This is a genomic window from Treponema sp. OMZ 857 (assembly GCF_024181085.1).
Taxonomy (GTDB): domain Bacteria; phylum Spirochaetota; class Spirochaetia; order Treponematales; family Treponemataceae; genus Treponema.
The window spans coordinates 1,310,898-1,324,022 of record NZ_CP051147.1; the positions used below are offsets into that span (position 1 = coordinate 1,310,898).

Annotated in this window: 12 protein-coding genes; 5 read left to right on the plus strand and 7 right to left on the minus strand. The window is 47.2% G+C overall.

All coding sequences use genetic code 11. The features are described 5' to 3' along the window. Positions 1-28: 28 nt before the first annotated feature. From E4N66_RS06020 to E4N66_RS06050, 7 genes are read right to left on the minus strand one after another with little or no spacing between them, the layout of a single operon-like run. The gene (locus E4N66_RS06020; protein ID WP_044016139.1) at positions 29-2,125 is read right to left on the minus strand and encodes a ribonucleoside triphosphate reductase; all 2,097 of its coding nucleotides are present in this window, start codon (positions 2,123-2,125) and stop codon (positions 29-31) included. Continuing rightward, on the minus strand, positions 2,103-2,600 hold the full coding sequence (gene nrdR / locus E4N66_RS06025) for a transcriptional regulator NrdR (RefSeq protein ID WP_044016142.1): 498 nt from the start codon (positions 2,598-2,600) through the stop codon (positions 2,103-2,105). The genes E4N66_RS06020 and nrdR overlap by 23 nt, the downstream gene beginning before the upstream one ends. Before the next feature lie 14 nt (positions 2,601-2,614). Further along, positions 2,615-3,079 carry a hypothetical protein gene (locus E4N66_RS06030; RefSeq protein WP_253729350.1) on the minus strand — a complete coding sequence of 155 codons (465 nt, stop codon included), beginning with the start codon at positions 3,077-3,079 and terminating at the stop codon, positions 2,615-2,617. Further along, positions 3,072-4,061, minus strand: coding sequence for a prolipoprotein diacylglyceryl transferase (gene lgt / locus E4N66_RS06035; RefSeq protein ID WP_253729351.1), 990 nt, complete (start codon positions 4,059-4,061; stop codon positions 3,072-3,074). Before lgt ends, E4N66_RS06030 begins: the two co-directional genes overlap by 8 nt. An 11-nt stretch (positions 4,062-4,072) precedes the next feature. After that, a complete protein-coding gene (locus E4N66_RS06040; protein WP_253729352.1) occupies positions 4,073-6,274 on the minus strand; it encodes a FapA family protein in 2,202 nt (733 codons plus the stop codon). A gap of 10 nt (positions 6,275-6,284) precedes the next feature. After that, positions 6,285-7,430, minus strand: a complete 1,146-nt coding sequence (locus E4N66_RS06045) for a nucleotide-binding protein (RefSeq protein WP_253729353.1) — start codon at positions 7,428-7,430, stop codon at positions 6,285-6,287. Continuing rightward, positions 7,408-7,827, minus strand: a complete 420-nt coding sequence (locus E4N66_RS06050) for a hypothetical protein (protein WP_044016148.1) — start codon at positions 7,825-7,827, stop codon at positions 7,408-7,410. Before E4N66_RS06050 ends, E4N66_RS06045 begins: the two co-directional genes overlap by 23 nt. A 120-nt stretch (positions 7,828-7,947) precedes the next feature. Between E4N66_RS06050 and E4N66_RS06055 the strand changes: the two genes are divergently transcribed. The 5 genes from E4N66_RS06055 (at position 7,948) to E4N66_RS06075 (ending at position 13,123) form a co-directional block, all read left to right on the plus strand. After that, positions 7,948-8,901 (plus strand): D-2-hydroxyacid dehydrogenase, encoded by a 954-nt coding sequence (locus tag E4N66_RS06055; RefSeq protein ID WP_253729354.1) that lies wholly within the window; start codon positions 7,948-7,950, stop codon positions 8,899-8,901. A gap of 9 nt (positions 8,902-8,910) precedes the next feature. Further along, positions 8,911-9,852, plus strand: a complete 942-nt coding sequence (hflK, locus tag E4N66_RS06060) for an FtsH protease activity modulator HflK (RefSeq protein WP_253729355.1) — start codon at positions 8,911-8,913, stop codon at positions 9,850-9,852. Between the two features lie 35 nt (positions 9,853-9,887). Next, positions 9,888-10,847, plus strand: a complete 960-nt coding sequence (hflC, locus tag E4N66_RS06065) for a protease modulator HflC (RefSeq protein ID WP_369792415.1) — start codon at positions 9,888-9,890, stop codon at positions 10,845-10,847. Positions 10,848-10,946: 99 nt separating this feature from the next. Continuing rightward, entirely contained in the window at positions 10,947-11,570 is a 624-nt protein-coding gene (locus E4N66_RS06070; RefSeq protein ID WP_044016156.1) for a periplasmic-type flagellar collar protein FlbB, read from the plus strand. Between the two features lie 11 nt (positions 11,571-11,581). Beyond that, positions 11,582-13,123, plus strand: coding sequence for an MBOAT family O-acyltransferase (locus E4N66_RS06075; protein ID WP_253729356.1), 1,542 nt, complete (start codon positions 11,582-11,584; stop codon positions 13,121-13,123). Positions 13,124-13,125 lie beyond the last annotated feature (2 nt).

Genomic DNA, 13,125 nt, shown 5'->3' on the forward strand with positions numbered 1-13,125 from the left:
TTCATGTTTTCGGAGCAAAACTCTTAGGCTAGTAGCCCAGTGCTTCCTTCTCCGCTTCCAGTTTACGTAAGCGGGCTTCCAGTTCAGCTTCTTTTTCGCGCTTACACAAGGGACATTCAAAGTGCTCTCCGTCGATGTACCCGTGCGTGGGGCAGATGGAGAAAGTCGGCGATATGGAAAAATACGGGATACGGTAATGGGAAGCAACCGCTTTAACCAAATCACGGCACGCCTGCCACTCTTTAATCGATTCACCTAAGAAGATATGGAATACCGTACCGCCGGTGTATTTACGTTGCAGTGCTTCCTGATGATCCAAGGCTTCAAACACATCGGCGGTATACGAAACCGGCAGCTGACTTGAATTGGTATAGTAGGGATCGCGCTCACCTGAGGTGATAATGTCGGGGAACTGCTGCTTGTCATGCCGCGCAAGCCGGTATGAGGTGCTTTCGGCGGGGGTTGCTTCAAGGTTAAAGAGGTCGCCCGTCTGTTCCTGAAAATCAGCGAGCCGCTTGCGCATGTGGGTCAGCACTTTTTCGGCAAAGGCCTTACCGGCGTCTCCGACGATAGTTTCACCGAGGAAGTTAAGGCATGATTCGTTCATGCCGCAAATCCCGATGGTAGAAAAGTGGTTGTTTAAGTGTTGAAGATATCGGCGCGTATACGGGAAAAGGCCTCCCTCCAACAGCCGCTGAATCACCTTGCGCTTAATCTGCAAACTGGTTTTGGCAAGTTCCATCAGATAGTCAAGGCGGTCAAAGTATTCTTTTTCCGTGCGCGCAAGGTAGCCGATTTGCGGCATATTGATGGTAACCACGCCGATGGAGCCGGTAAATTCGTCGGAGCCGAAAAGACCGCCGCCCCGTTTCCGCAGTTCGCGCTTATCCAGCTGTAGGCGGCAGCACATGGAGCGAACATCGCTCGGGTTAAGATCCGAGTTAATAAAATTCTGAAAATACGGCGTTCCGTACTTTGCCGTCATCTCGAAAAGGAGGGTGGCGTTCGGGCTGTCCCACTTAAAGTCTTCGGTAATGTTGTAGGTTGGAATAGGGTACTGAAAACCGCGCCCTGCCGCATCGCCTTCCAGCATCAGCTCGATAAAGAGCTTATTGATCATATCCATTTCCGCTTGGCAATCGCCGTAGGTAAAATCGGTTTCCTTTCCGCCGACCACTGCTTTTTTATCGGCAAGATCTTTGGGGCATGTCCAGTCGAGCGTGATATTGGTAAACGGCGCTTGACTCCCCCAACGGCTCGGCGTGTTAACCCCATAGATAAAGCTTTGCAGGCATTGCTTTACACTCTTTTCGTCCATCTTGTCGGCTTTAACAAAGGGCGCGAGGTAAGTGTCGAAAGAACTGAACGCCTGCGCTCCCGCCCATTCGTTCTGCATAATGCCGAGAAAGTTCACGATTTGCTGAATCAGGGTGGAAAGATGGCGCGCAGGCTTCGACGTAATCTTGTCGGGAACACCGCCTAAGCCCTCTTGGATGAGCTGCCGGAGCGACCATCCCGCGCAATAGCCCGAAAACATCGAAAGGTCATGGATATGGAAGGCGGCTGTTTGATGCGCTTCGGCGATTGCCGGCGTGTAGATATTTTTAAGCCAGTAGTTTGCCGTTATTGTACCGGAGTTATGCAAAATGAGACCGCCGAGCGAAAAGTTGACATTGGCATTCTCGTTGACCCGCCAATCGCTTTTACTCAAGTAGCCGTTCATCGTTTTGTCGATATCGATCATCAGCCGTTCCGCATCGCGGACAGCTTCCCGTTTTGCACGGTAGAGGATGAAAGCTTTTGCAATACCTGCCTCATTGCGTTCGATTAAGACATTTTCGATAATATCCTGAATTTCCTCGATTGCGGGAATCGAATGTGCATGGCGCGAAGCCATCAACTCTGTCAGTTTCTCTTCCACTGCAGCCGTCAGCGAGTCGGCTTTTTCTTCATCTGCAGAACCGGTAACCGCCTCGATTGCTTTTTGAATGGCTATCTTTATTTTATTCCGATTAAAAACTTCAATATCACCCGACCGTTTTACTACCGACCGCAATACCGGCTTTGTTTCTATCGTTGTGTCTCCTAAAAAGGCTGTCCATTCAGGAAATACCGCTTGATCCATGTTCTTCTTCCTCCCCGTATTTGACATGTATTTTTTGTACTTCGTTGATAAACTCATCAAGGTCATTAAATTTCTTATATACCGATGCGAATCGAATATAGGCGACTTTATCAAGTGAATGCAATCGTGCAAGTACCATTTCACCCAGTTCCGTACTCTTGATTTCTTTTGCGCTCTTACTGTTCATAATCGCCGCATCTTCAATATCGCTAACGATGTTTTCAATCTCGTTCATCGAAACGGGACGCTTTTCCAGTGAGCGTTCGATGCCCCGTTCCAATTTTGCGCGGTCAAAGGGTTCCCTCCGTCCGTTTCGTTTAACCACCATCAGCGGTTTTTCTTCTATCCGCTCATAACTGGTAAAGCGGTACCCGCAGCTGAGACATTCTCGTCTCCGCCTAATACAATCGCCTTGCCCGAGCGTTCGGGATTCTACCACTTTATCGTCAACACTTCCGCAATACGGACAGCGCATATCTTCTCCCTTTTTTAATCGGCAAAAAACGCCGAGAGTGTTTCCCACTGCCGTTCGAGCGCTTTGTTGCGTGCCGGAAAAATAGCAACGGTTTTCTTTTCTCCGGTTCGTAAGCACAGTACACATTTTATGAACGGTGTTTTAAAAATCCCTTTGGTAAAGCGCTCTGTTTCGGTCTTTTCGATATCGGAAAAAAGATGCTGCGTGCACAAAATAAAAAAAATAAGACCGACCCGATACTCTACCGTCTGTTCCGTACAGTTAAAACTCCATCGGTCTATATAGCATAGTACAAACAGCGAAAAACATCCGAGTATAATTCCCAAAATCGGCAGCTGATGCCGCTCACTATACATAAGAACAGAGGCCGCACCGATACACAGCAGCATCACTGCGTATCCAACCCGTGTTCCGGGTGAAAGGAGCGAAAAGGTGAAAATATCGCTTCGGTTTTTTTTAGGCAACGACGGTTTATCCATGATTACGCTTCCGATTATACCGAGCTAAAAGACCGATACCGATGAGACCGCCTGCAATCATCATAAAGCAAAAGACTTGTCCGGTAGAAATATTTTTGAACGAGCTAAAAAGATAGATATTTGCCTCGTCCGCAGCACCGGCAATCCGGAAGCCCAACTCATAATCGGGTTGTCGGAAGTATTCGATGAAAAAACGGACAAGCCCGTACCCGATGGTGTAGAAACACAATAAAAAGCCGTTAAACGGTTTTTTATTGCGTACCAGCCATACCGCAATCCAGAGGAGTATTCCTTCAAAAAGTGCCTCATACAGCTGGCTTGGGTGGCGGGGTAGGTTGACATATTGAGCGCCTTCTTGTATGGCGACTCCTGCTTTTGCCGCAAACTCCCGTACCCATGCTTCTTTAACCGGAAAGCAGTCGTACAGCGGCACCGACGGAAAGAGCATACCGATGGGACTTGTTGTGATGCGCCCGTAGAGTTCGCCGTTAAAAAAGTTTCCAAGCCTTCCGAAGGTGTAGCCGAGCGGTATTCCCGCCGCTGCGGTATCCGCCCATGCAAAAAAGTCCTGCTTATGCCGCTTTGTCCATAGAAAGGCGCCTAAGAAGCAGCCGATAAAACCTCCGTGATACGACATCCCTTGCAGCCCCGTCCATTCTCTTGTTTTGGAAAACGGCCAAAAGATCAACCACGGTTTTTGCCAATAAAGCCATTCCGGTTCATATACCAGCGTTGCAAAAATGCGGGCGCCAAGCATCAGCCCGAAAAGCGACCAGGTAAAAAAATCGATGATATCTTCATTCGTGATAGGCTTTTCGCTTTTTGCGTACCGTTGTAACTCGCCTTTTTTAACCTGTACCTTAAACAGCATGAAAGCTATCGCAAACGCAACGAGGTACATAAACCCGTACCATCGTAAAAAGGGAAAGCCCGGAATAATTTCCGGTTGTATCCACGACGGATATTGAATAGCACAAATCATAAAAATACCTCTTATTCCGCCGTAAAGTCGATTTTATCTTCAATTTGCTTACAGACTATTCTGCCTTGTTTTGAATCAAAGGTGAATATGACATGAGAAGCCGGTTCGCGTACCTCGTAATATCTGCCGTGACTTTCCAAAATAACGCCGGGGTACACCGTGCCGGTTACCTTGACCTCAGAGGGAATATGCGATTCAAAATTTTCTTTCAGCTTAAAAATCTTTATGCCGAGAGATGTGTTTGATTTAAGTAAGATGACTTTTTGTTCCCGCAGTTCTTGGATACGGTCGGCAGGGGTTTCCGTGTCGCTTAATTCCCCTTCTATGCGGGTGAGTTCCAGCAGGTTATCCTGCGTCTGTTTTTCGTATACCTCTATCTTATCTTTTATCAGGTAGTCTTGTCCAAATGAAATAATCGTACGGACGGTTTTGTAATCCCCTAAATTTCGCACATTGATGCCGCGGGCGGCATGAGCATTTCCGCCGATAAAACTACCGGGTTCTCCGGTCATAATGAGCTGACCGTTTGTTTTAACGACGCAGCGGAAACTGTACTCGTTGATATAGATATTACCGCCTGCAAACAGCCGTGTCGTTTCGGCAAAATGGAGCGCCATCGTATTCTTTGCCCACACGGTACCGCGGCTTTCTCCCCGTATACCGCCGTTCATTAAAAGCGATTCCTTAGTATACACCAGCGATACGCCCGCATCTCCGTTGACGGTTAAACTGCCGCCGGCCTTTACGCTGCGGTCTGCATCTATGTCCCCATTGATAATTACATCACCGGCAAAGATAATGTCGCCGGTTTCTTTATTCACATCAGTGTCGATAATTTTTGAATTAAGTATCTTGAGCCTTTCGCCGGTTCGTGTCAGTTCGCCGTGTACAGCCGCTACGAACGAAATTTTTCTTCCTTGTTTAATAACACGGATGGTGTTATCTGTCTGGGGCAGTTTTAACAGTGCTGCCTGATTGATTTCTATAGTGTTACCGAACACATCGGAGCCTTTTTCGCCGGCTTCCTGAAAGAATGTTTCCAGGAGGGTTTCGCCCCGCTTTACCGATACGGCGTTTGAATGACCGAAATGTACTTTCCAGTCGAATTGGTATGAATGCGGAGCGACCGGCGGTATGCCTCTGCAGACGGTAAATTCAACCGGTGCGGAAGAAAGCCGTGCTTCGTAAATGGCATCTCTCAGTATTTTGTCGGTATATCGCTCAGCCGGTAGGTTTACTTCATCCAAGGCCTTTTTTAAGCGGGAAAGCGAAAGGCGTGCGCCGGCTCCTCTTCCCGATTCAAGGATGAGCGATGCTTCCATTTTGTCATTACTGATAACAGCTTTGACCGTAGCATCTTTATACGGGATAATACGCAGCTTGAGTCCATCGGGGCTTTCAGCCGATAAGAGAATCCCATTGCAGCCGGCTTTCAATTCGTCATTCGTTTGCGTGATATTCCGTAAATCCAGCACAAAGGGATCATTGCCCGGTAAGCCCGGAATAGCATTCCCGTAAATATCTGCACCGTTTGTTCCGAGTTCGGATTTTGAAAATTCGTACAGCAGGTCGTGTTTTGCAACAACGGAAAGCGCTTGTGCTTCGGAAAGCGGAAAATCTTTGTCGTATATCATTTGCGGCTGTTCACGGGCTGTCCCCACCGCATGGAGCAGTTTTTTGCGGAGCATGAGGTCTTCCGTCTCGTCCAACTTTGTAATGTGCGGGATAAGAGACCTGTCTTTTCCCCGACCGGGTAGCGTACCTTCTGCGATGACAAGTTCAATTTCCCGATCGGGAGCTTCGATAAAAGCATGTATCTTCTCGTCCAGCGCTTTAAAATCGATAGCTGCAATTTGGCTGTTATTCAGCATCGCCGTAATCAGTTTTTTATCGATACTGTGCGGTTCGTCTTTTGCCTTCCGTATATAGAGTGTTGCTTTTGTTTTATCCGGATCGATAATCAGCCGTGTGTCAAAGGATGGATCAAGTTCGATTTCGAGGGGAAGCGGTACTGTCGTCCCATATAATATTTTATCGAAGTAGCGTTCAAACTGTTGTGCGTTGATAAGATCTTCGGTAGACACCCCTTCTTTCTTAGCCTGTTCTACTATTTCTTCGTAGCTGGGGAATACGCAGTTCTCTTTATTGTCTACGTCACTGACGGAAAAATACCACTTTTTATTTCTCTCGTTTTGTTTTATCGTCCACTTCATATCATACCGCTTATATACGATACCCTTGTTCAAGGGCTGTTTTTATTTTCCGCTTTAACAAAGCATTTTCTTTCTTTAAAACGGAAATCTCATATTGCTGACTCTTGAGCATTTCGGCAATATCGTTCATTGACAGAGCATCACTGCCGATGAGGTCTTCGATATAGCCCATTTTTGAGCGGAAGTCGGTTTCGGCCTCCAATTCGGCAGACTGAAACGTCTCATCGGTATATTCGGCGTAATCTGCCGCATTTTGAAAAGTTTCGGTTTCGGACTGTAGAATTTTGTCGGCAATGCGGTAGATTGCCTGAGAAATCATAGCCTGCGGTTTGTATAGGATGACGGGTAAACGTGATGCAAGCGCCGTATCCTGTATTGCATCCCGGTAAATAACGCCGAGGTGTTCAAGATTGATATTGAGGTATTCTTGACATGACCGGCGGATCTTTAAGGCTTTGTCGGCATCTTTCGGATCATCGAGCATATTCATAATAAGCCGGGGCTTAAATTTATGCAGATTGGTCAAAAAAAGCTCGGTGTTTTTAGGATCGACTTTTTCGAGTTCGGTGATGATACGGGGAATGTACATCCGCTGCATTGATGAGGAATCGGACTTGAGTTTTTCAAGGTATTTAAAACCGGGACTGTTCCGCTTGAAGGCTCCGTAGAGCATACGGAATACGACATTTTTTAGGAAAAGGTACGCGTTCAGTATCGCGGTAACCGACGGTGCGGTAACGACAATGCCCTGCGGGGAAAGCAAAAAGAAATCCAGAATACCGAGGTGTGTTCCTGCACCGAGGTCAAGAATCAGGTAGTCTGCATCCATTTTAAGCATGTTTTTGATTAAGCTATTTTTATCGGAGGCCTTTAAGGCTGCAAAGCCGGGAATTTCGGAGTCGCCCGGAACAAAGCGTACGTTCGGATACCCCGTATTTACAATAATATCTTCGAATGCCGAATTTCCCGACAAAAACGTACCGATCCCGTGCGCGTTCGATTGCTGTCCAAGAACCAAATGAAGATTCGATGCGCCTAAATCCAGATCGGCAACCAGAACATTTTTTCCTGCCTGTCCGAGTGCAATTGCAAGATTCGCGGAAAGAAGACTTTTTCCGACCCCGCCCTTTCCGCTAGCAATCGGTATTATTTGCATAATACACACTCCCTTTTATAAATGAATAAAACAGCAACACCGTATCGGCTGCAAGGAAAAAAAGCACTTCCTTTGAGAAATCGAGACTGCCGCTGCTCTGTGCCGAGTTAAAGACGTTCCCTATTATAGCAAATCCCCGTTGAAAAATATAGAGGAATTCCGCGCAAACAGCGGTTAATTTGAACAATGCAGCCGCATAGAGTGCCCAGTGAAAGTCTTTTTCGTTTAATGCGAGCATCAGCCACAAAAGTACCGGCATACAGAGCGCCGCAAGTGCGCTATACTTAAAGAAGGTTATCCCTTGCGGATAGCCGGATGAAAAGACAGCGATATAAAAAACTTTTATTATCTCGTACACAAAAGCGGCACAATAGGCAGCAACCGTTTTCTTGTTCATTTCTATAGAGTGTATGCGCAAGATTACGTTAGGTCAAGGGCTCGCCTTGTAATAAAAATAATTGAAGAAAATGGAGTTTTCTACTATAATGAAAAAGTATTTTTTGTGGGAGGCTCAACTATGAAAGCAGCTGTACTGGATGGGTTCACGCTTAATCCGGGGGATCTGTCGTGGCGGATTTTACAGGATATTGCGGATATTACGATATATGACAAAACCGCACCCGATGAAGTATACGAGCGGGTAAAAGACTGCGAGGCGGTTTTATCGAATAAAGTTGTATTTTCAAAGGAATTGATTGCGCGTTTACCCAAGCTGCGGTACATCGGCGTGCTGGCAACCGGCTATAATGTTATCGATGTAGAGGCGGCTCATGCGGCAGGGATCACCGTAACGAATATCCCCAGCTACAGCACTGACAGCGTTGCGCAGCTGGTATTTGCATTCATCTTACAGTTTTATTGGCACGTAAAAGAGCACAGCGATGAGGTTCACGGCGGTACATGGAGCCGCAGTGAGCATTTCTGTTATACATCGTTCCCAACGTTTGAACTGACGGGGAAAACGCTCGGTATTATCGGGTTCGGCCACATCGGGCAAAAGGTTGCGGAAATTGCGCTTGTGATGGGAATGCGAGTGCTTTATGTCAACCGTTCGCCTAAAACGGTACCTCATCTCGCTGCGGCGAAGCAGGTTGACATTGAAACCGTGCTTGCCGAATCCGATGTTATCAGCTTGAATGCACCGCTCAACAGTACAAGCGAAAAGATGATCGATGCTGCCGCGCTTTCGAAAGTAAAGCCGGGCGTGTTTATTATCAATACCGGACGGGGACAGCTTATCGATGATGAGGCTGTTGCCGCAGCGTTAAAAAAAGGCTCTATCGGCGGCTATGCAGCCGATGTTCTAAGCGTTGAACCGCCGCCTGCAAACCATCCGCTGTTCGGCTGTCCCAATTGCTTTATAACACCGCATATCGCATGGCAAACCCGCGAAGCGCGGACACGGTTGTTGCATATCGCCGCGGAGAATTTAAAAAGCTTTCTTGTCGGTAAACCGCAGAATGTAGTGTAAGGAGGAATCATGGCAAAACAATTAAAAAACGGGCAGCTTGTTGCAATAGGGGCGGCGGTTGTACTCGTCACATTGGCATTTTTCAGTTTTACCGTTGTTTCGACCACGGATAACGGTGTGGTAACTCGGCTCGGTAAGTACAACCGGACGCTGCAGCCCGGGTTGCAGTTTATTATCCCGATTATTGAACGGGTGTATCATATTCCTGTTACGATCGTTCAAAAAGAGGAATTCGGTTTTCGTACCACGATGGCATCAGACCGGAGTCAGTACCGGAACAACATCCTCACCGAATCTTCTATGCTGACCGGCGACCTCAACATTATCAATGTTGAATGGACGGTACAGTACCGCATTATCGATCCCAAGGCATGGCTTTTTAATGTTAAGGCAGACGAGCGGATGAACACTATCCGCGATGTGTCCACTGCGGCAATCAACAGTCTAATCGGCGACCGCACTATTTTTGATATTATGGGATCTGAACGCGACCCCATTCAGTTTTTAGCGCCCAAAATTATGAATGAAAAGTATAAGCAGCTGGGGCTCGGCATTGCGGTTTCGTCGGTACAGCTGCAAAATGTTGTTCCGCCGGAAGACGTGCAGCAAGCCTTTGAGGATGTCAATATCGCCATTCAGGATATGAACAGGTTGATTAACGAAGGCAAAGAAGCCTACAATAAAGAGATACCCAAAGCAAAAGGCGAGGCAGACCGGATGATTCAAGAAGCGCGAGGTTATGCGGCGGAACGGATCAACAAGGCGGAAGGAGATGTTGCGCGGTTTAACGCTGTCTATGCCGAGTATAGCAAGGCCCCTGATATTACGAGGCGCCGCCTTTATCTTGAAACGCTCGATAAAATATTTTTGAATACCGACAAGGTAATCTTCATCGATAAAAATGTCAAAAATTTCTTACCGTTAAAAAATCTTTCGGGAGGGGAACAGTGAGAGCGAGGAAAATAGATCCGGTAAAAGCAAAGAAGATAGTGCAGTTTGGCGCCATACTACTGGGGATTCTTATTCTTGTGTTATTGGTAAAGCCTTTTTATATTTTAAATGAGGGACAAACCGCGGTTATCACTCAGTTCGGTAAAATTGTCAAAGCCGAAACGGAGGCGGGGCTTCATTTTAAGATACCGATTCTGCACCAGGTACATCGATACACGGCAAAACTATTACGTATTGACGGCGACCCTCAAAAAATTCTTACCAAAGAAAAGCAATTCATCGAGGTGAATACGACCAGCCGTTGGCGTATTTCAGACATCCTTAGGTTCTATCAATCTCTCGGAACCTACGAAGCCGCTTATTCGCGACTTTCGGATATTATCGACTCATCAGTGCGGGATATTATCACCGTCAACAGTTTGAATGACGTTGTCCGCAACACCAACATCATTAATGAAATGGTGCATCAAGAGCAGATCGGGCTGAATACGGATGAGGTTAAGCTGGAGGAAGTAACCGGCGCGGAAAAGGTTGTGTATGCGAATATCGAAAAAGGGCGCGATATGCTGGCTGCCGAAATTTTAAAGAAGGCGAATATGCAGCTGAAAGATTTCGGCATTGAGGTTATCGATGTCATCTTTAAAGAGATAAAATATTCCGACGAATTGCAAGCCTCCGTATATAATAGAATGATTAAGGAACGGAATCAGATTGCGCAAACCTTCCGTTCTACCGGTGAGGGCAAAAAGGCGGAATGGCTCGGTAAGTTGGAAAACGAGAAAAAGAGCATCCTGTCAAAGGCGTATGCCGAATCGGAGAAGATAAAGGGTGCGGCGGATGCGCAGGCTACCGCAATTTATGCCGCATCGTACGGCAAGTCCCCTGAGTTTTACAGTTTTTGGAAGAGTCTTGAAGTATACCAAAACGCACTTCCCGATACCGAGAAGATATTATCAACCGATATGGAATACTTTCAGTATCTTTATAAACATTAACGCGGAGACTGATAGAGCGCTTAAAAAAAATGCTTTTAAGCGCTGGACTAATATTTGTTGAGATTTTTACCGATACTGAAATATGCAGGGAGGACTCCGGTGAGACGTAGAGGTTCTTTTGGACGAGTAATAGTATTGCTTTTATTGATTATTATATTGGTTTTCGGCGGACTTTTTTGGTTTAGCTATCTCGGCTTAATCAATGCGCGAGGAGTTTTTTCACCGGTATACTCATGGTTCGGGTTAAAAACACCTGCCGGTGTTGCCTCTCCCGCCGATGCTGATGCGGATTTGGATGCCGACCGGTATGCAAAGCGGTTGATTGCACTTGATGTCCGCTCGCAGGAGCTTGATAAAAAAGAAGCTGATGTTACCGCCCGCGAAAAAGAAGCGGCACAAGTATCGCAGGAGCTGGATGACCGGCTTTCTATTATAGAAGAAAAAGAAAAGTCTTTTAAACAGATGATGACGGAACGCGATATGCGGGAAGTAAATATCGACCAGATTGCACGGTATATCAATGGAATGCCGCCTCAGAAGGCTGTCGCAAACCTGCTGCAAATGGATGATCAAGATATTATCGATGTGTTGCGGGCGGTAGAGGCAATTGCAAAAAAAGCGAACAAGACCTCTTCTGTTGCGTACTGGTTCTCGTTGATGCCGGCGAACCGCGCCGCCGATATTCAGCGCAAGATGGCAAACAAACCGGCAGCGCTCCCTTAATCTCTTGAGAGATGTTATTTCCGACACTCCGGTTTGCGCTCTTTTTTTCCGTTGTTTTTTTTCTGTACTGGTATGTATTCAGGCAGAAAAGACAACGGATTGTGCTGCTTACCTGCGCAAGCTATTTTTTTTATGCCTGCTGGGATTGGCGTTTTTGCCTCTTGCTGTTCGGAGTGTCGGCGCTGTCCGGTCTTACCGGTTATCTACTCGGTATACAAAAAAACTATATTCCCCGTACTGTTACGATGATAACCGGTACCGTGCTGCACATTCTTTTTCTCGGTTTTTTCAAATATTTTTATGAAGCTGTTTCCTTTTTAAACTACACGTTTTTTAACGGACAGCTCCAGGCGCCGCTGTTGCTGCAACTGCAAAGTTACTCGCTCTTATTGCCGGTAGGAATTTCGTACTATACGTTCCGCTCGATGAGCTATATTTTTGATATTTATCTCTGCAAAATGCGGCCGGTTAAATCGTTTATCGAAGTACTGCTCTATATCTCATTTTTTCCACAGCTGGCGTCGGGGCCCATTGTGCAGGCGGAAGCCTTTTTTGCAGCCTTGCCTGACAACCTTACACAGGATGCAACGGCGGAACGTCCGATAGCGTTCGACCGCAGCGTACTGCTGATCTTGTCGGGGCTGTATAAAAAGATGGTGCTGGCAACCTTTCTTTCCGTGCTTGCCGTCGATCCCGTATTTGCGAATCCTGCACAGTGCAATACCCTCGAACTGCTTGTTGCTTTGGTATCGTATACGTTTGTCATTTATTGCGACTTTTCCGGTTACAGCGATATGGCAATCGGCATCGGGCTTTTGCTCGGTTTTGAAGCACCGCAGAACTTTAACCGTCCGTATCTTTCCCAATCGGTGAGCGAGTTTTGGCGGCGCTGGCATATCAGTTTTTCATCGTGGCTGCGCGATTATGTGTACTTCTCCTTCGGCGGCTCGCGTTACGGTTTAGTCCGCACGGTGATTGCGCTAGTTGGGACAATGCTCATCGCGGGGGTCTGGCACGGCGGCTCTATTCCCTTTGTGCTGTGGGGGCTGCTTCAGGGACTTGCCTGCGCCGCAGAGCGGGTAGCTGCCGTGCTCGGTAAAGAACGCCGCGCCGCCGCTATAAACACTGCCGCCGGCAACCAAGAATCTCTCATTGCTGCAACGGCTGTATCCGATAAACCGCGCTGCTGCATAGTGCGGTTTGCCGGATGGAACATTGACCTAAAGCGGCTGCTTCGGCTCGGCGGTATGTTTGTGTTTATCAATATCAGCTGGCTGATTTTCCGGTCGAATACCGTGCGGGAAATTACGTTGTATCTTTCTTCACTCAAGAATATCACACAGCCGTTCCGCACGATGCATTGGTTTGTGCTGGTACCGCTCGCCGCCGCCTTTTTGCTGCAAATTCCGAAAGAAGAGACGCGCCGCGCGTATTTTGCACGGTATGTACGGCTGCCGCTTGCGGTAAAGGCCGCTGCCGTTGTGTTGTTTTTTGTCGGACTTAATATCGTTTCGACCTCCGGTGTTGCGCCGTTTATCTACTTCGGATTTTAGGG

Coding starts and splice junctions, on each gene's coding strand:
- E4N66_RS06050 (WP_044016148.1), bottom strand. CDS start 7,827: ATGAACAAGAAAACGGTTGCTGCCTATTGTGCCGCTTTTGTGTACGAG.
- hflK (WP_253729355.1), top strand. CDS start 8,911: ATGGCAAAACAATTAAAAAACGGGCAGCTTGTTGCAATAGGGGCGGCG.
- E4N66_RS06020 (WP_044016139.1), bottom strand. CDS start 2,125: ATGGATCAAGCGGTATTTCCTGAATGGACAGCCTTTTTAGGAGACACA.
- nrdR (WP_044016142.1), bottom strand. CDS start 2,600: ATGCGCTGTCCGTATTGCGGAAGTGTTGACGATAAAGTGGTAGAATCC.
- E4N66_RS06055 (WP_253729354.1), top strand. CDS start 7,948: ATGAAAGCAGCTGTACTGGATGGGTTCACGCTTAATCCGGGGGATCTG.
- E4N66_RS06075 (WP_253729356.1), top strand. CDS start 11,582: ATGTTATTTCCGACACTCCGGTTTGCGCTCTTTTTTTCCGTTGTTTTT.
- E4N66_RS06030 (WP_253729350.1), bottom strand. CDS start 3,079: ATGGATAAACCGTCGTTGCCTAAAAAAAACCGAAGCGATATTTTCACC.
- E4N66_RS06045 (WP_253729353.1), bottom strand. CDS start 7,430: ATGCAAATAATACCGATTGCTAGCGGAAAGGGCGGGGTCGGAAAAAGT.
- lgt (WP_253729351.1), bottom strand. CDS start 4,061: ATGATTTGTGCTATTCAATATCCGTCGTGGATACAACCGGAAATTATT.
- E4N66_RS06040 (WP_253729352.1), bottom strand. CDS start 6,274: ATGAAGTGGACGATAAAACAAAACGAGAGAAATAAAAAGTGGTATTTT.